At 61.8% G+C, this 17,553-nt stretch carries 22 protein-coding genes; 8 read left to right on the top strand and 14 right to left on the bottom strand.

Annotated elements, in window-relative coordinates; translation table 11 throughout:
• Positions 1-2: 2 nt before the first annotated feature.
• The 11 genes from virB11 to M9H71_RS15175 all read right to left on the bottom strand — a co-directional run bounded on the left by virB11 (position 3) and on the right by M9H71_RS15175 (position 10,769).
• A complete protein-coding gene (gene virB11 / locus M9H71_RS15225; RefSeq protein ID WP_455405807.1) occupies positions 3-1,037 on the bottom strand; it encodes a P-type DNA transfer ATPase VirB11 in 1,035 nt (344 codons plus the stop codon).
• On the bottom strand, positions 1,000-2,352 hold the full coding sequence (gene virB10, locus M9H71_RS15220) for a type IV secretion system protein VirB10 (RefSeq protein WP_455405806.1): 1,353 nt from the start codon (positions 2,350-2,352) through the stop codon (positions 1,000-1,002). Before virB10 ends, virB11 begins: the two co-directional genes overlap by 38 nt.
• A 5-nt stretch (positions 2,353-2,357) precedes the next feature.
• The gene (gene virB9 / locus M9H71_RS15215; RefSeq protein WP_455405805.1) at positions 2,358-3,161 is read right to left on the bottom strand and encodes a P-type conjugative transfer protein VirB9; all 804 of its coding nucleotides are present in this window, start codon (positions 3,159-3,161) and stop codon (positions 2,358-2,360) included.
• A complete protein-coding gene (locus M9H71_RS15210) occupies positions 3,158-3,874 on the bottom strand; it encodes a virB8 family protein (protein WP_455405804.1) in 717 nt (238 codons plus the stop codon). The genes virB9 and M9H71_RS15210 overlap by 4 nt, the downstream gene beginning before the upstream one ends.
• Positions 3,871-5,085, bottom strand: a complete 1,215-nt coding sequence (locus tag M9H71_RS15205; protein WP_455405803.1) for a type IV secretion system protein — start codon at positions 5,083-5,085, stop codon at positions 3,871-3,873. The genes M9H71_RS15210 and M9H71_RS15205 overlap by 4 nt, the downstream gene beginning before the upstream one ends.
• A gap of 319 nt (positions 5,086-5,404) precedes the next feature.
• The gene (locus M9H71_RS15200; RefSeq protein ID WP_455405802.1) at positions 5,405-6,118 is read right to left on the bottom strand and encodes a type IV secretion system protein; all 714 of its coding nucleotides are present in this window, start codon (positions 6,116-6,118) and stop codon (positions 5,405-5,407) included.
• 10 nt (positions 6,119-6,128) lie between these two features.
• Entirely contained in the window at positions 6,129-7,028 is a 900-nt protein-coding gene (locus M9H71_RS15195; protein ID WP_455405801.1) for a hypothetical protein, read from the bottom strand.
• Entirely contained in the window at positions 7,025-9,436 is a 2,412-nt protein-coding gene (locus M9H71_RS15190; RefSeq protein ID WP_455405800.1) for a VirB4 family type IV secretion/conjugal transfer ATPase, read from the bottom strand. Before M9H71_RS15190 ends, M9H71_RS15195 begins: the two co-directional genes overlap by 4 nt.
• Positions 9,437-9,443: 7 nt before the next feature.
• Positions 9,444-9,740 carry a type IV secretion system protein VirB3 gene (locus M9H71_RS15185; protein WP_455405799.1) on the bottom strand — a complete coding sequence of 99 codons (297 nt, stop codon included), beginning with the start codon at positions 9,738-9,740 and terminating at the stop codon, positions 9,444-9,446.
• A complete protein-coding gene (locus M9H71_RS15180; protein ID WP_455405798.1) occupies positions 9,737-10,039 on the bottom strand; it encodes a TrbC/VirB2 family protein in 303 nt (100 codons plus the stop codon). Before M9H71_RS15180 ends, M9H71_RS15185 begins: the two co-directional genes overlap by 4 nt.
• Positions 10,040-10,052: 13 nt before the next feature.
• Positions 10,053-10,769, bottom strand: a complete 717-nt coding sequence (locus M9H71_RS15175; RefSeq protein ID WP_455405797.1) for a lytic transglycosylase domain-containing protein — start codon at positions 10,767-10,769, stop codon at positions 10,053-10,055.
• Between the two features lie 107 nt (positions 10,770-10,876).
• On the opposite strand from M9H71_RS15175, the gene M9H71_RS15170 reads away from it, so the two are divergent.
• From M9H71_RS15170 to M9H71_RS15135, 8 genes are read left to right on the top strand one after another with little or no spacing between them, the layout of a single operon-like run.
• Positions 10,877-11,599, top strand: a complete 723-nt coding sequence (locus tag M9H71_RS15170; protein WP_455405796.1) for a hypothetical protein — start codon at positions 10,877-10,879, stop codon at positions 11,597-11,599.
• A 19-nt stretch (positions 11,600-11,618) separates the two neighbouring features.
• Positions 11,619-12,197: a thermonuclease family protein gene (locus M9H71_RS15165; RefSeq protein ID WP_455405795.1), complete on the top strand. Its 579-nt coding sequence runs from the start codon at positions 11,619-11,621 to the stop codon at positions 12,195-12,197.
• A 28-nt stretch (positions 12,198-12,225) separates the two neighbouring features.
• Positions 12,226-12,564 carry a single-stranded DNA-binding protein gene (locus M9H71_RS15160; protein ID WP_455405794.1) on the top strand — a complete coding sequence of 113 codons (339 nt, stop codon included), beginning with the start codon at positions 12,226-12,228 and terminating at the stop codon, positions 12,562-12,564.
• Positions 12,548-13,126: a thermonuclease family protein gene (locus M9H71_RS15155; protein WP_455405793.1), complete on the top strand. Its 579-nt coding sequence runs from the start codon at positions 12,548-12,550 to the stop codon at positions 13,124-13,126. The genes M9H71_RS15160 and M9H71_RS15155 overlap by 17 nt, the downstream gene beginning before the upstream one ends.
• The gene (locus M9H71_RS15150) at positions 13,123-13,671 is read left to right on the top strand and encodes a hypothetical protein (RefSeq protein WP_455405792.1); all 549 of its coding nucleotides are present in this window, start codon (positions 13,123-13,125) and stop codon (positions 13,669-13,671) included. The genes M9H71_RS15155 and M9H71_RS15150 overlap by 4 nt, the downstream gene beginning before the upstream one ends.
• 23 nt (positions 13,672-13,694) lie before the next feature.
• Positions 13,695-14,333, top strand: a complete 639-nt coding sequence (locus M9H71_RS15145) for a hypothetical protein (RefSeq protein ID WP_455405791.1) — start codon at positions 13,695-13,697, stop codon at positions 14,331-14,333.
• A 34-nt stretch (positions 14,334-14,367) separates the two neighbouring features.
• The gene (locus M9H71_RS15140; protein WP_455405790.1) at positions 14,368-14,853 is read left to right on the top strand and encodes a hypothetical protein; all 486 of its coding nucleotides are present in this window, start codon (positions 14,368-14,370) and stop codon (positions 14,851-14,853) included.
• Entirely contained in the window at positions 14,850-15,542 is a 693-nt protein-coding gene (locus M9H71_RS15135; protein WP_455405789.1) for an acyltransferase, read from the top strand. The genes M9H71_RS15140 and M9H71_RS15135 overlap by 4 nt, the downstream gene beginning before the upstream one ends.
• 11 nt (positions 15,543-15,553) lie before the next feature.
• On the opposite strand, the gene M9H71_RS15130 is transcribed toward M9H71_RS15135, so the two are convergent.
• The 3 genes from M9H71_RS15130 to M9H71_RS15120 all read right to left on the bottom strand — a co-directional run bounded on the left by M9H71_RS15130 (position 15,554) and on the right by M9H71_RS15120 (position 16,919).
• Entirely contained in the window at positions 15,554-15,799 is a 246-nt protein-coding gene (locus M9H71_RS15130) for a hypothetical protein (protein ID WP_455405788.1), read from the bottom strand.
• A 27-nt stretch (positions 15,800-15,826) separates the two neighbouring features.
• Complete coding sequence (locus tag M9H71_RS15125) at positions 15,827-16,450, bottom strand: acyl-homoserine-lactone synthase (RefSeq protein WP_455405787.1); 624 nt, start codon at positions 16,448-16,450, stop codon at positions 15,827-15,829.
• A gap of 163 nt (positions 16,451-16,613) precedes the next feature.
• Positions 16,614-16,919 (bottom strand): hypothetical protein, encoded by a 306-nt coding sequence (locus M9H71_RS15120; RefSeq protein WP_455405786.1) that lies wholly within the window; start codon positions 16,917-16,919, stop codon positions 16,614-16,616.
• Positions 16,920-17,553 lie beyond the last annotated feature (634 nt).

Genomic DNA, 17,553 nt, shown 5'->3' with positions numbered 1-17,553 from the left:
CCTCACGTCTCACCTGCTAAGGATGCACCTCGCCACTCCGCCATGCGCGAAAAATAGATCTCCGAAGTTCCGCGCCAGCCACCCACCTTGGTCTGCTGGATGACGATCGGAAGCACCGATTTAACGTAGGCGATGATCTCGTCATGGCGGAGGCCGAGTCCGGCCTGCATCACCATCAGCGCAAGCTGCTCGAAGGCGCCGGTGGGGCTGTCGGCGTGAACCGTGGTGATGCTGCCCGGATGGCCGCTGTTGATGGCGCGCAGAAACGAGTAGGCTTCCGCTCCTCTGATTTCGCCAAGAAAGATTCGATCCGGCCGAAGGCGCATCGACGCTTGCAACAATGTCTCCACCGTGACCCGCGCTTCGCCCTGGTCCCCCTTCGATGCAACCAAGGCGAGATGGTTCTTCTGGATGGGATTGACCTCGCGGGTATCCTCGATCGTGATGATGCGCTCTTCCGAGGGAACTTCCTTCAGGATAGCATTCAAAAACGTCGTCTTCCCCGAACTCGTGCCGCCCGAAAGCAGGATCGAATAGCGATTGATCACCGCCAGACGGATGAACGCTTCGATGCGGCCGGCATCGAGATGGCTACACAACAGGCGATCGGTCGCCGATAGGGTTCCCTCTCCGGCCGCGGCCACTTTCTCGAACGCGCCTAGTCGCCGATAGTCGTCGAGACGCATCTCCTTGATTACCTGCTTGCGGATGGCGAATGCGCCGCCGCCTGTCGTCGCTGGCGGAATAACGCCCTGGAAGCGCTCGCCCGATGGAAGCGCTGCCGACAACAGCGGATGTTCCTCGTTGATGCTCTGTCCGGAATAGCCAGCCACCCGTTCCGCCAGATGGCGTATCGCGTGCTCGGTGAGGGCTGGCAGGCGATGGTGCTCCATCGCTGACAGGCCGAACCGTTCTACCCAAACCTCCCCCGGACCGTTTGCGCAGATTTCGACGACCTGATCGTCGTCCAGCCAGCTTCGAACCGGCTCCAGCGCGCGGTCAATGAAGATCGTTGGACTTTGCGCCAGCACGTTCACGCTTGATCTCCCGCAGTGCTTCCTTGACCGGATCGGGATAGAACGCCGAGAAGTCGAGGTCGCGCCGGACGAAAACGATGATCCGGGTCCCCTGATCGAGATAGATCGTCGGCGCGATATTGATCGAGTTGCGCAGCGCCTCATGGGCGATGTTCGTCAGCGTCTGGGAAACGTTCTGGGCTGCGATCTGCCGAGCCTGCAACGAAAGCTGGTTCTGGTTCATCCCCGATTGCGTTTGCGTGACCACGCCGGTGACGGGGTCCGTCGTCGTCACGACGGTGCCATTTCCATACGCGTTGTAGTTCTGCCCATAGGCGCTCAGGAACTGCGATACGCCGCCGACAACCGACAACATGACCGCCGAGCCGAAACGCTCGACATAATGATTATCGACGAATCCCGCATTTCCGGCGCGCCCGAGATCATCCGTGCCGTTCGATCCGAGCTGCACCGAAACGCCATCGGACCTCAACACCCGTGTCCACACGACAAAGACGCGCGTCTGGCCCTGGGCGATGCCGGACTTATACTCTCCAACCAGGCGGCTGCCGGCGGGTATCAACACCCGGCGGCCGTCGAATGACCAGACATTCTCCGTAACCACCGCGCGCACCATGCCTGGGAGGTCACTCTGCACGGCGGTTTCGAGCACGCCCCGGATCAGTGTTCCCTGAGCAATCAGCGCATCGATACGATCGTTTTTCGTGGCGCGCGAAACCTCGACGCCTGCCGCAGAAACGGAGGCAAGAAAGCGCCGGTTCGGATCGTCTTCGGTGTCGGCCGCAGCACCCGCGCCAGAGTCGGACATACCTGCCGCTGTACCAGCGGCCGCCGCGTTGTCAGAGATGACCTGCGGAGCACGCAGCCGTTCCCATCGCCGCCGTTCTTCCTCCAGCCGCTGCCGTTCCAACTCGGCGAGACGTCGCGCCTCGCTGTCATCCTGTGGCGCGGCCAGCGCCGGCTGATCCGGCGCCGGCGGTGGCGGCAATGTCAACGGCGGCGCAACCGGAGGAGAAGGCGGGGTCGGCTCCGGTGGGGGCGGTGGAAGGACGATCGTACCCTGGTCCGTCTGCGGCCGCGGGGAGGACAGCGATGGGGCTGGAAACTGCGTGGTGGTGAATTCTTCGGTATCGGGTGTGGTCAGCAACGGCGTGCGCCGTCCGATCGAGCCGTAAATCACCCACGCGGCCACCGCGAGGGCACCAAGCGGAATCCCAACGGTCAGGAATTTGCCGAAAGCGGTGCGCCCGCGCGCGACCGACGTCGCGGCGGCAGCTTCAAGTTCAAGAGAACGATGGTCGTCGGCGGTCGGCATCGCGCTCAAAATCCTGCGGTTGCAGTCGTCCCGACGCGCTGCGGCGCATAAGGTTCGAGGCCGGTCGGCTCATGAAGGTTCGTGAGACGGCGATTGAAGATGCAGGTCGACTCCTTGCCGTTGCGCAAAGTCCATTGCGCCGAGACCTTGTCGACGACGAGGTAAGGACCTTCCGAGCGGAAGTTGACGAGGCTCTCGTTGCGATCAGCGTCGACGATGTAGATCGCCGGCGTCTCCCCCTCGAACCGGAACCAGGTCTTCGTTCCGTCATCGAACACGGCAACGGGTTTGTTCGCTGACGATCCCTTGTAGCCATAGTCGCTGTTGGCGTTGGCGATGTTGAGCGCCTTCAGGTTCGGATTGGCGGCGCGCTCCTTGGCCTCGGCCAGAAGCCGCGCACTCGCTTCGTCGTCGGGGAAGCGGAAACGGACGACGTAGATCTGCGCCGATGGCGGCCGTGTGTTCGAGCGCAGCAGGAATGAATAGACGCGCTTGTCGGTCACGACGTTGAGATTGGACTGTGCGTTCTTCTCGACCGGCTTGACGAAAATGATATCGCCCTTCCGGTTGGGCTCCACACGCCAGGCAATGGAATCGCCGAGCGCCAGGGTCTCGATCTTCTCGTCGGTTTGCAGTTCGATCATCGTCGAGGTGCCGTAGGTGGCATCGATCGCGGTAACGTTGTCCCGGTTGTAGATGACGTCGCGAACGCGCGCGTCGACACGTCCGGGTCGCGGCAACGCCTCGGCGAAGGCATCGCTCGCCAGAAGGACCAGAAGCAGTGCCAACGCAGCACGGGTCACTGTCATTGCTGCGCTCCGATCGCGCGTGGCGAAGGGGCGCTTTCCTGATCGCGCCTGTATTCGAGCACCTGGAAACCCAGCGGATTGTCGAAACGCCATTCATTGCGCATCGGCGCCGATGTGTAGCGAAACCGCACCAAGGCCACCCAATGACGGGTGACGATGTTCGTCGCCGACTTTTCATCCGTCGAGAAGCGGACCAGAGCGGTGCGATTATTCGGAAACGTCACTGATTTGATCGTGACAGCCACTTCCGTGTTGGTGCCGAAAATCTTGACCGGATTCTGCGGGTTGGCGGGCGAATAGATTTCGGTCAGTTCGCGCGCGGCATCACCCGAAGCAAGGAGCTGGGCGAGATCGAAATTGTCTTTCAGGGCTTTCGGATCGTAGGTCTCGCGCGCCTTCACATAGCGCACGACGTTGAACATCGTGACCGCCTCGTCCTGGGTAAGCGGCCCTTCGGCCATCGGCCGTTTGACCTCGACGAAGCCCGTCGTTTTGTCGACGACCACCATATAGGGCTCGTAGGTCTTCAAGGGCACAAGGAGCGCGAGCGCGGCCAGTGCGGTGATGGCGACCGCGCTCATGACCATCGCGACGATCCAGGCAAGCGCTCGCGAGTTGCGGTTGCGCCGCGCAATGTCCTGTTCCCAGGTGACGCCCTCCGCGTAGTAGCGAGGGTCGATACGCGCCCCGTCCGAGAGAGGTGCGTCGCTCACGGCCGGCCCCCTTTACCCTGGACCGGCGGAACGCCGGCGTTCTTGAGTTGATCGGCCAGCCGGCGAAATTCGGCCGATTGCGCCCAGGACGCAGCACGCAACCCGACCCGCGCTCTCTGCCGTGAAGCGAGTTCTTCACGTCTGGAGATCGAAGCCGGATTGAGCGGGTTGCGAAAAGCGAGCCGTGCCCTGTTCGTGGCCGCTCCCAGCCGATACCCGGAGACAGTGGCGAGGAACGTTCCCAAACGCGATGCCTGCAACGGAATTCCGCCCGCAATGCCCGCGGCCATATTGTTGATCTGGCTGAGCAGCAGGATGCCGATGATCGCGAGCAGCACCACCGGGCCAATGGTCGCCCATGTCGCGGACTTGGCATTGGCGACGCCGTTCAGCGTGTCGATCGACTGCTGGATCAGCGAAACGTAGAAGGCGAGGAAAGCGTAGACGAGGACCTGCACCAGAAAATATTGAGCCAGTGCGCTCATCCAGCCGCCGAAGAAGCGCGAGGTGACGCCGAACAACAGTAGAATAATGAAGAGCGGCGCCAGTGCGAGCAGCAGCCACATGAACATTTTTGAGAGTACGATCAGGAAGATCGCGAAGCCGATGAGGATGGCCATCACGACGTAGAACACCGCGGCGAAGATATAAGGTCCCCAATTGGTGATGCCCGCGTTCTGAAGAAAGGCTTCGGTTGCGCTGTTGGTCGTATCCCACATGTTCTGAAGCGCCGTCTGCACGGCGTTGACCGAGGACAGGTTGACCGAGGTGCCGGTGTTGTTCGCGGTCGTCACCGCACTGAGCAGCGCGTTGCCGATCGCCGACGGCCCGTCGTTGAGGGCGTTGTAGACCAGCGTCTGGAAATCGCCCCAACGCGTCGCCATCACGTAGATCAGCATCGCACGGAAAAGCCGGAAGGCGTGGTCCGCAGGTCCTCCTGTGGCAGTGCCCTGCCAAATCCCGATGCCCCAGAAAATAACGTAGAGGGTGAGCAGAAGACCGGCGACGCCGGTCGGTCCGCCAGACGTCGCTGCGTTCGCCAGCGCCTGATAGGCCGTGGAGACATAATTCTGACCAAGCTGGTCGACAGTCTGCAGAAGTGATGTGATGTTGAAGCTGTTCGCTATCGGCTCCTCAGATCGGCCGCATCGGGCCGCAGTGATCGGGGAGCGACAGCGGCGGATGTGCGGTCGCGGTCGTGGTATCGGCATAGCCGAGCGGGCTTATGCCTTCGTCGGGCGCGCAAGGCGCCTTCAACGGCTTGTACGCACATCCGTTCAAGGCCACGGTCGCCAGAAACGCAGCGAGAAGGGTCGGTAACGGCTTCACTCGGATAGGGCTTTCGGCTGGGTGAACGTCATGGCCCGCCCGGCGGCCTCGGCCGCCTTGTCGGGCGTCGGAGATTGTTCGCCCGCGCTGATCGGGGAGCCTGTCCGCGGTGCCAACACGTAGCGCCCGAAAAGCACGGCACCGGCGAGCACGACAATCGTCGTAAGGACGAGAGACCTTTTCGTCATCATATTCCCTGCTTCACTGCGAGAATTTCATCGCGCGTGCCGCAGCGGACTCGGCGGCGATGCGGTCGAGATTGGCTTGGTTGGCAGCCGCGGCGGCGTTGTTCACGACGCCGTTGAGCTCATTGATCGTCAGGCCCGTCTGGATCTGGACCTGCGTGTTCTGGTCGACACTGCCCTTCAAATCCTGGGCACTGCCGATCTGCTGCCCGCCCTGCTGGAGTGCGCTCGAGCGCTGCTGCACGGCGCTCTGGGTCGAGTTGATCAGCCCCGATAGGGTCGCGGCGACGTTGACCGAGTTCTTGTAGGCGGTGTCGACCGGATGGCTTTGCCCGCTCACCAGTCCCGTGATCGTTTGAACGAGTTGGAGGCCGTTGATCAGTGACGATACCATCGTTTGCGTCTCGGTCCCCATACCGGCGAATGAAAGAGCTCCGCCCGAGATCACCGACCCGAGCGACGGAGCCTTCGCCATCGAAAATCCCCCGCCAAGAGCCATCTGCGCGAGCGAGCCCTGCGCCTGCGACGAACGATCGCCCGTCACAGCCTTCAGGGTCTGCTGTGTGAACTGCATGATTTGCTGGTCGGCTGACAGAATCTTCTGGGTACTGGTGGCGATCTCCTGCGCCTTCTGCAGATTCGCGCTGTCGATAACCGGGACCTGCGCGAGCGCACCGAAGGTTGGCGTCACGACCAGCAAGAGTGCGGCGAAAGTGGAGCGGCTGTTCATGAAAGTCTCCCTAGCGGCTGTTGGCGACGATGGAGGTCAGCGCAGCGTTGATATCGTCGACGCTCAACGGTGGGTTTGCGGCGTGCGCCGACGCGCGCGTGGCGCTCTGCGATTCAGCCAGGTATGACGCGACATTGCGATCAGTATCGGTGTAGCGCGCGCTGACGCAGGCCGGGTCCGGCGTGATACCCGGCGTCGTCGTCGAACAGACAGGTGCCGGCTTACACGGTTCCGCGACCGTGCCGGCGCCCACCATTCCTGCCGGGCATGCATATGCCGGCGATGGGAGTTGCGGCGAAGAGACCGCGCGCATCCCTCCTGCCGCGCTGCTGGTGTTACCTGTCACCGACAGGTTGAGCGCGTTCAGAGCAGTCATCCATAGGTTCGCCGAACCGATCACCCCGTTCCAGGCGAAACCGTTCTGCACACGGACAGAGCTGTTGGCGTCGATCGACGCCATCACGGTCGCAGCACCGCCGACCTGGCCGCCCTCGGATTGGAGGCGTCTCGAGGCGGCCGCCATGGTCGATCGACTAGCGTCGATACCGGCAACGACATCGCCGGCCGTGTTGAAATGCGTCTGGCGATTCAGCGCTCCACCGGTCGCTGCTTCGGTCGGTTGGGTAGCGAGTTCGGGGGCGTAGTTTCGGATAAGATCCGTCCCGGCACCATTCTGCGCCTTCACCGTTGGGTCGGTGATGCTGGCTTTCTTGCCAGTGGTGACCGCGCATTTGACACCGCCGTTGGCATCCTTGCGCTGCGTCGTGATCGGTACGAGCTTCACCGTGCTGCTCGAGGTCATCGAATGCTGGGTGAGCTGGGCTGCGTCCTCGACGGGGATCGCGGCGAGCGCCGGCAATGGGGCAAGGACGAGGACGTGCAGCAAAGGCAGGAAACGCAACGCTTTCATGTCGGGTTCCTTCCAAGAAAGATCGGCAGCCACGCGGCCGGGTCGTCCCCGACACGCGCGCGCAATGCGTCGAGTTCGGCCACCGTCTCGGTACGCCCTGAAAGAACCTTGATGAGGTCCGGCATACCGGCGAGGTTGAGGCGTGCGACGACACTGTCGCGGCCGTGCTTGATCAGGAAAGACCGGCTTTCCGGAACGGTATTCCGGATCCACGCCACCTCCCGGCCGGACAGGCGAAAAGCCTGACGATAGCTGTCGTCGTCCGCCTTCGGGTTGGGAAAGAAGATGTTGGTGCTGGTCTGTTCGATCAGCGTGTTCGATGCGTGTGAGCGTACAATGTCGGCCGCCGACTGCGTTCCGAATCCGACGATCCCATTCTGTTTGCGGATCGTCTTCAACTTGTCGCGCACGAAGAAGGAAAAGACGTCGTCGTCGAGCAGGCGCCAGCCCTCATCGAGGAAGATCATGACCGGATCGCCGGTCAGCAATTCCTCCATGCGATGGAAGATGTACATTAATGCCGCCGTCCGGATGACGGGGTCGTCGAGAACGCGCGTCATGTCGAACCCGAAAATGCTCGAGATCGAGAATCGGTCCTCTTGGTTGTCGAACAGCCAACCCCGTTGGTCGGCGCGCATCCAGCTTTCGAGGCGGCCCAGGAGATCGCCCTCCCCCGCGCGGATGCGGCCGCGCAGCAGCGTCGAGAACGCCTTCAGGGTGCGGCCTGCCGGTCCCGCCGCAAGCGAAGCGGCGATCGCGTTGCGGATCACCTGTTCCTCGGACGCGCTCAATTCGCCACCGGCCGGGGGCCGCATCATGAAGGCAAAGAGCTGATACAGAAAATCCCGATTGAGCGCGGTGTCCGGCAAGGACAGCGGATTGAAGCCGGTGGGCTCGCCGGGAACGAGTGTCTCATACTGACCGCCCAGGGCACGGATGAAGATCTCGGCGCCGCGATCCTTATCGACAAACACCAGCTTCGGGCGGGGCACGATGCGTTGTGTCTGCGCAGCAATAAAAGAAAGAAACACCGTCTTGCCCGAACCGGTCGGTCCGACGACAGTAAAGTTGCCGATGTCGCGGACATGGTGGTTGTAATAATAGGCCGTCTGCGATGTCGTCTCGAACACCGAGATCGCCGGTCCCCAATGGTTGCCGGACGGCCGCCCACTCGGATAGTTGTGCAACGACGTGAAGCCGGCAAAATTCTTCGAGGAAATCACCGCCTTGCGTGCGATATAGGCGAAGTTGCCGGGAAACTGTGCCCAGAACGCAGGTTCGCAGTTCAGGTCTTCGCGCACCCAGATCGCTGACCTGTCCGTCAGCGCTGCACCCACGGCGGTCACGCATGCGCCGACCTCGTCGAGCGTCCGGCCGAGGCACATCACCGACATGTGGTGTTCGCCGTAGATCGCCTCCGAGGCGAGCAGTTCGTCGCGCGCTTCGTCCAGGTGTTCAGCGACGATCGACTCGGCCTCGTCGGACATGTCGACCTGTCGGGCGACGCGATCGATCTGCCGCGCTGCTTCCGGCCGGTCGACGATCGCGAAGGTCTGCGTCGCGATCATCTCGTGTGGTACACGAAGGAGATTATCGAACGATCCCGGACCACTTTGGGCGGGATACTCGCGGACCGACACCATCGCCGCGAAGCGCGTGTCGGTCGCTCCACTTCCACGGATTTCAATGGCATTGCGGCCAAAGAAAATCCGCTTTGCCGACAGCGCGTCGGCGAGGTTCATTCGCGGCAGATGCATCGGACGCGGCACGCCGCCGTTGACGATCTGAACCAGGAACTCAAGCGGCTCGGAGAACCACACCCCGTCCCTTCGCACGACGCCGAGCTGACGCGCACCATAGGAGGAGAGGTTCTCCCGCACGGCGACGGCGGCGTCGCGCAACTCATTGAGCGCGGATTGCATGGCCAGCGATGCGCCCGCCACGTCTCGCCGGCCCAGCACTTTCGTCAGCATGGTTTCGAACGTGCCCGCCTGGCCTTGCAGCTTGCGGCGCACGACGGTCACATAGAGATCGTTGACGAACATGCGCCGTTGCGAAAGCGCGGCGTTGTAGCGCTCATCGATTTCTCGGCAGAGCGAATTGTCGAAAGTCGAGATAATTTTTGGCTGCACTTCACGCCGAATGATGTGCGCGACCAGCGCAAAACGAGAATTGCCAAGGGCTCGCGCGATGTCGTTTCGTCCCAGCAGGCGGGCGTTCACCTCGCTCATGTCCGCGGTTTCGAACGAATAGCCATCGAGTTTCAGCGTGGTCAGGAGAAGACCGTCATGCGTCTTGAGGATCTGATCATCGACATGCCGCGCATAGGGAAGGTGAGACGCGACTGGTCGTTCCCGGCGCGAGATCCGTCCATAGGTCAATTCGTCGAGGAGTGTGTGCGACGCCATCAGCCCATCATGCGCAATAGCTGTCCGCACCCCAGAACGAGTGCGCCCGCGGCGGGCATTTCGTCGAGCGAACGAACAGGATTTCGAATATTCGGTCGTCGCGCAGCGTCAGCACGTAGCCGAACAGATGCAGCGGGATGGCAACCAGCAACATGAAGAGGTTGTGGGTGACGAGGAAACACACGCTCGAGGCGACGCCGTTGAACATGAAATACATGTAGGGGACGCCCATCAGCGTCGGTGCGCGCGTCAGCGCCCGCACAAGCGGCGTGATCAGCGGGTCCTCCAATCCCGTATCGTTCATTGCCCGACCGCCGACTGGAAGAATTGGACGATCTGCGCGGACCCGAAAACAAGCACGATGCCGAAAATAACACTGCCGGCGATGCCCCAGGTCAGGCGCCCGGACCAAGCGAAGAACCCGCACGCAATCACGGCAAGGGTCGCGAGCGCGGTCGCGATCGGCCCGGTGAGCGCTTGCACGAGCTGTGTCAGGGTGGATTGGACCGGTTGCAGCGTTCCGCCGGCTTGAGCGGCCGCGTCGGTGACTGCGGTTCCCAGCAGAATTGCGGCTGTCAGACCGCGCGAACCCATACGTCGCATGTCATATGTCCCTTCAGTCGATGTGCATCACAAAGCCGTCACTCCAGCGCGCGACCGCGGGCTGTGATGCCGTCGTCTGTGTCTGAGATTTGCCCGGAGCCGGCTCGACGACGTCCGCGCGTGGCGCGCCGTCGCGCCCTGATCGGTCGGCCGGTTGCGGCCAGCCGTAGAGGTCGTTGATGACCTTGGCGACAAAGCGAACGGTTTCGGGGTAAGGCGGAATGCCGCGGCTTCTCGCAACCGCCTCTTCGCCGGCGTTGTAAGCGGCCGCGACGAACAGAGGGTTCTTGTACCGCTCGTGCAGGACGCGCAGGAAGCGGACGCCGCCTCTGACATTGTCGGCGGGATCGCACAGGTCCACGTCGAAGCGCTGCGCTGTTTCCGGCATGAGTTGCATCAAACCGAACGCGCCCTTGTCCGACAGGGCGGTCGAATCGAAATGACTTTCGTTCTTGGCGACCGACCTGACGAGATCGGGATTGAATTTTTCCTCCTCAGCGATCCGCATGACGAGGGCTTGCGCATCAGACGGGGCAAGCGGCGCTGACGCCGCGCAAGGCGGAAGCGCGGCCGTCGCCGCGCCGGCCGCCGCATCGATTCCCAAACGATCAACAGGCACAACCCCGCCCGCCCCGTCGACGGCCGCCAGACGGGGCGGAAGGTCCTGCGCGGACGCGCTTGTTATAGTCATGAAGACGGTAAATCCGACCGTCACGATGCGGATCGACATGCCACCCCAGCTCAGGTTATGGGCAGACATTATATTGAATGTTGGGTGATTAGCAACCGTCCAAACGACTGCGCGGGCCATTGGGCACGTCCCGGCCTGCTGACGCGATGAGGATTGATGCGCAAATTCCGCCTCGTTCTCGGAAAATCCAGAACTATAGCGTCTTTTGCGGTATCGTCATGCCTGCGTATGAATGTCATGGCGCCGAGCATGACGCCTTGGCAATTTCGAAGTGGGGCAATTTTCCGATAGACATTATATTGTATGTTGATAGTTTCGATCATGTCATGAATGCTACCTCGGATCCCGGCCGCGTCTTTGGCGCCATCTCCTGCATCGCCCTTCCTCTTGTCGCGGCCGGACTACTCGCGCTGTCTGGAATGACGAACTCGGCTCGGGCCCAGGACGCCTCGTTTGGCTGCAAGGTGCTGCTCTGCGCTGCCGCGTCCTCGCCAAGCTGGTCCGGCATTCCCTATTGCGTTCCCGTCATGCACGAATTGTTTCACCGTTTGGCGCGCGGACACGGGTGGCCGACATGTCCCGAAGGCCATGCAAGCCGGCTGCAATATGAAGCGTTCAAGCCATGTACTGCTGGAATGACGCCAGTCGCCGGCCAGGAAAGCGAACACCGGGGCGGCGCCTATCGTTCCGAGCTTCCCTACTGTTCGGACCTCTCCAAGCCTCTAAACACATGCGGCCGCGGTCACGACGATGGCTGTGTCCTCGCCTATTTCACCGTACCCCGCGAGCGGCGCTCCGAGCCGTATTTCGTCGACATCACGACGGCGAGCGGGGTGCAGCGGTTCTACTTTTCCTTGAAGGGATATTGAGATGGCGAGCGCGCGGAGGATGGCGCTCACCGTCGCGGCGATGCTCGCGACCACGCCTGCATTTGGTCAAGCCGCTTCCGCGTGGTCGCCAGTTCCAAAGGACGCGGTCTACCAGACCGGGGATAGCTGGAGCAGCGGTGGCGTGACCTATCGGCTCTACGGCGTCCAGGCGTGCCTGCGTGGCACGAGTGTCACCAACGCCAACGGGATTGTACGCGATTGCGGGGAGGTTTCGCTTGCCATGCTGGTTGCGCTCACCCGCGATCTGCATCCCCAATGTTATCGCGCGGCGGTGTCGACCTCCGAGCAAACCGCGTTCGTCTTCTGCGTCGCCACGCCTTCGAGCGGTGCAGGCGCAGGCTCCCGGATCGATCTCGGTACGGCACTTATCTCCACTGGCTTTGCGTTCGCCGCGTTGAAGCCGGACGGCCAGCCGGTCCACGCCCCCTACTTCGTCGCGCAAATGATCGCACAACGTACCCACGCCGGACTCTGGGCCTTCGCCGATCTTCCAGAGCCGAACGCGATCATCCTGCGTGCTTTACGCGAAAAGCAAGGTGCGCCCGCCGATATCACCCACAACTCCGCATCCAGATGACCACTTCGGCAAATTCCATGGAGGGATCATGCGAACGACCAATCTTTTCATTGTGCGTGGCTTCGTCGGGCAGACGCCCAAGTCCTTCAACAAGGCGGCGAAGATCAATGTCGCCACCGACCGGGCGTGGACCGACGCCAAGGGTGAGAGGCATGAGGAGACCGACTGGGTCACCATCACGATCCTCAACGAAAAGGCCGCAGCCTGGACGCTGGCAAACATCGCCAAAGGCGATGCCGTCTATGCGGAATGCCGCATTGCCGACGGCTCGTACAAAAAAGGCAGCGAGACGATCTATACGACCGACATCATCGCCAATGTGCTTCACAAGCTCGATCTCGGTGCGCGGGATGATGCTGCCGCATAAAAGCATGGCAGGCGTCGCATTGCTTTTTGCCGCCCTCGAGGCCGGAGCGGCAACCGGGCAGCCGATCGATCCGCAGGCAGGGAGTTACACGCCGCCGGCGTCGAGTCAGTCGCCGCCCCTTCGGGTCGAGGTGATCGGCGGCACCAGCTTCCGCGATGTTGAAACCGGAGACGTCTACCGCCTCTATGGCGTCGACGCATGCGATCCCGACCAGATCGCGCGGCGCGGCAGACAGGCTTGGCCGTGCGGGACGGTCGCCATCGCGTGGCTGGTAACGGCGACGTTGAACAACTGGCTCGCCTGCGCGACCGTTCGCCAGGAAAGCGGTATTCGCCTCGCACGCTGCGCCACGGCGACCTATCCCGACCTTGCTGAGGCGATGCTCCGTGAAGGTGTGGCGGTCGTCGCGCCGCCGAGCGATACCTCTCCCGCTGTTCGTCGGTACGCCGAGGCCGAGCGCGCAGCGCGGAGGAGCCAACGCGGCATCTGGTCGAGCACATTCGATATGCCATGGCACTGGCGAGACCGTAACCGCGACGCGAAATCGGAGGTCGGGCGATGACGAGGTCGTTCGCTCTCGTCTCAATACTGTTGTCGGGCGTGATGGGCGGCTGCGCACAGCCTTCCGCGCATATCGTCAACGAGCCGCCGCCTGTCTCCGACACGCTCTACAGCCCGACGACCGTTGAACCGGGGCGGCTCGAATATGCTGTTGACCGGTCAACATTCGCCCCGCTCTTGACCGAGCGATTCACCTATCCGACACAGCCCCAGGCAAATTTCGCATTTCGGCGCTTGCTCGCCTCCATACCGGGTCCGCCGCAGCGAGCGGCCTCGCTCACCCTTTTCGGGTGCAAGCCCGGCGCGCTTGACGAGCAGACCTCAAGGGTTTCGCGTTATCGCGGTCCGGTGGTCCATTGTGCGACCGATTTTCTCGATGCCGATGGACACCGTCTCGGCCGAAAGCCTGTCAACTTCTACTACCACCGCAATGTCTGGAACATGCAGATGGTGGCCCCGCAACGCATCGCCGTGCCGTGGCGGAACCGCGAGTCCTCGCCGAAGGACTTGTGGTGGTGGATCCCTGGCCGCGACCGCTATGAATAGAATCGTGTGCACCGGATGAAATCATGACCTCAGCGCAGACCCGGAAAATCGTAGGCGCTGCGTTCACGTCAGGCCTGCTTGGCATCAGTTGCGTCGCGTTGGGATTGCTTGTCGTCACGTCCAGTTGTCGGGCCCAGGCGCGCACGCCGGATCCGGCCGCATGGCGCGCCATGTCCTATGCCGATCTCCAGCATCCCTCGTCATCGACAGCGACCTATTTCGACATCTGGAAAGAGGCGATCGACGACAACAATCGTACCTATGCGACACATGGCCACGACCGTTTCGCCGACGGGAACGCGCCCGTAGCGGAAGCCCATTTCGTGGTGTGGAGCTCACGGCGTTCGGTGGTGCTCAGCATGCTCAACACGGCGTCAGGATGCACCACCATACAGACGCTGTCCAAAGCGGCCGTGACCGTCAGGCTCTGTCCAATGCGCCTTGCCTTATACGAGGGCATCGAAGTCCACGTGATGGACGCCGGTCGCGGCTGTTTCGTGGAATCCGCAGCCGGCAAAACAACGGATCAGGAGGCGGCGGTCTATGCGTCGTACGATGTTCGGACGCGCACGCTGCGAACCGGCGCCATCGTCAACCACGCCGTGGTGCCGGACTGTTCGTTCGAGGTCCCAATTCCCACACCAAGCGACTACGTTCGTTGAAACGACGAACCGAATAATGGAAGGACGCCAGCCGATGTACCGTCAGATCGTCATATCGCTCGCCCTCGGCATGATGGCAACGGTCGCGGGTAACACGTCGGCCTCCTCCGCGGAAACCGCATTCGCGTACAAAACGTCTTACCGAGACGTCGCTCAGGACCCAGACGGTATCTGGACCGGTGATGCGCTCGCCGCGGGATCCGCCGGCAAGGTCACGATCTACGAGTATGAGTTGCGTCGCAATCAGGGTGATCTACTCATCTCCCAGATATGGAACGAAGACTGCTCGTCTGGCGCCTGCCCTACCCGCCTCGTGCGGATTGTGCCCAATCGTGCCCCGGAGATCCTGGTCGACGACATGATGCACCAGGTTATTCCTCCCGATGATCCGCGCTTTGCCGCCCTGTCTTCCGGCTCCGCCCAGGCGGCGTTCGCGCGTGCGCCGTTCGCGCTCGCTAAGGACGGCAGAACCTTGATCAATGGCGATTTCAAATTCCCCATTACCGGGGACCAGCCATGAACCGGGTGGCGATGCTCCAGCGAACCGTCGCTGATGTCGGGATCGCGCTCTGCTTCTCGGCGGCGGCAGCTTTCGCGGGCGAGTCTGCCGCAACCTTGTCCGGCGCCGGAATTCCCACCAATTGTGCCGCGTTCGCGTCCAAGGTGTCGGGCAGCGAGGGCAGCTTCGGGACAGTCAACCAATATGGATGTCTTGGCGCATTCCAATTTTGCCCAGGCACGTTCGAACGCTATTACAACGGCAGCGCGCAGAGCTTTTTGAACAGTCCTACCGCCCAAGTCGCCGCGTGGACGAAGTACGAGCAGGATTCCTGGAGCCAAGCCCGGAAAAACGGCATGACGTCACTCATTGGCCAACAGGTCTGTCATGCCGGGCGGTGCGCGATGATCGACGAGTCCGCAGTTCTGATGGCGTGCCAGTTCGGCTGCGGCGCGAGGGGCAAGCTCGCGAACTATATGACCGGTGGCGATTGCAGCGCGCGCAATGTCAAGGATGGCAACGGCGTCAGCGTCTGTACCTACCTCCTGCGCGGGGCCGGCTACGATGCGTCGTGCTTTACCGGCGGGCAATCCACCGTTTGCATTCCGTCGCCGGTCGGGCCGGGCGATTTCCCGGCGTCGACTAACCTTGCCGCCAATCCGCCAACTGCGGAGAGCGCCTCCATCATCGTCGACCCCACCGAGATCTGAAACGTTACCGCTCAGTTCATTTCCGAATTATCCCGGATGATCTGCGGCGCAAAATAGCTCAACTGTTCTTCGACGGAAGCGCATAGGTCGCCACCGCGGTAGTGCGCATGCACCAGAGCCCAGAAGACCACCTCGTCGGAACGTCCAGCAAACAACGCTTTTTCAATGATGCGGCCGATCAGCGTGATCGCCCGCAGACGATCGTATCGGGCGTGCAACTCTGCGGCGACGATCTTCGTGTCTGCTGTTCGTATCAACGCGATGGCCTCCTTGGGGTGTCAGTCTCAAGCGGCCGATGCTATCGGCATATCTTCGAGGACGCTGCTGGCGCACCCGCGAGCGACATGAAGTGCGTCGAGCGTTTCGGCGTCGAACGACATCTCCAATGCAACGACCTCGTCGTCTCCTATCCGCTTGGGAAGACCGAGCGGTCGCACGAAAAAGCGAAGTTGCATTGCGATGACCATGAGACGCCAGTCGATCACAGCGCTTACGGTATCGACGCCGTTCGCCATTCCCCATTCGACGACGCCTTGCGCTAGTTCGAGGAACGGGCTGTCTCCGCGTGGACGCATTTCTCGTCGACCATGGGTGACACAGAATCGTGTCCACTCATATATGTTTGGCCCACGCGGCGGCTGGCGCCGACACAGGTCTCCAAGAACCTCGGTCAACAGATGCGGCTGCGTTGTTGGTAGCAGGCGCTGGTAGCCGACGACATCGCATCCGCGCATGCAGATCTGATGCACGGCATTGATGCCATCGAAGCAGTCCCGCTCCAAGCCATCGGGGCGACGAAGATCCGACCAGCCCTTTTCCTCGACAAAGATAGAATGGCGAAAGCGATACGCTTTCTCCATGACATTTGAGTACCGCTCGGCTTCGCGGCCAGAAATCACCTTGAGCATGTGTTCGCCTCCGACCTATGAAATAAGCCGACTTGGCCATGCGCAGAGGAATCCGGCTATGGTTACAAATCACCATTGAAGGGAGCGCAATACGCGCCCCAGTCCATGAGATTATTGATCGAACAGTTGAGTAGCTTGTAGATTGGATGTGGCCGCACGACGCTCAATTTGCCTGGATGCGCGCGCACCACGTTTCATCTTCTTTCGGCAAGCAAAACGGAAGCCGCGGCACATAGCCGAGTTCGATGGAGAGCTGCTGGAAAACCAAGCGTCGCCGCGTATGTTCCACTTCGGCGTCGCTGCACCGACGTTCCAGATCGGCGTCTGATACGTCGCGCGGCCGACAGCGCGGGCAGTTTGCGAGATGCCGCGCACGCTCCCAGATGAGCAAGCTGTCCAGATATGCGCGATGAGCTTCGATGGTTCGAGCTTTGAGCGCTTCGTCGTCTTGCGCTATCACCGCTTGCACTCGCCTCCCAACGAGGCCTGCGTCTGCGGTGCGCCCCCGCAAACAGGCCCTGGACCACCCATGATCGGGGAGTTGGAAAACCGAGTACACCCGGTCCCGTAGACCTTTAGTTCGAAGAACCTGGACATACGTCCACGGCTCCCCGACCTATGGTCAAGGGATCGGCGCTGGTACGGCCGTCGCCAAGCCGGTGTACTCTGGGGTTTCCATGCCCCAGGGTGGGCGCGTCCCACCCCGTCACAAACATACTCGGTCACTACGTGCTGTTCTAGGCCATAATCGTTATCGCTGGGTATAATGACAGGAAGGCCACGAACCTTGCCACCAGCGGCGACCAGAACGTCGTACTGTCCACCAAAAGATGGTCGCTTCCGCAGGCAAATCGTCCCGCATTGACGGCGAACTTATGGATCCGTCCCTCTCGCGTGAGCCCGTTTCGTGCGAAGGGACATCGCCTGTCGTCTTTTTGCATCGTGATTGCGAGCACCACGGACGGCCGTCCTGCGGAATCACCGCCGCTCTCGAAATGGCGTTCCTCGTTCACCCGGTCCCTACCACGTTCAACCCGCTAGGGGTTCGCGACTGGCGTGCGACCTCTTTGGCTTCGCCGTCGAGGTGATCGCGGGACCGTCTG

It is taken from the genome of Rhodopseudomonas parapalustris (assembly GCF_053772255.1).
Note: the sequence above shows the minus strand (reverse complement) of the source record. Positions and strands in the feature narration are given on the sequence as shown.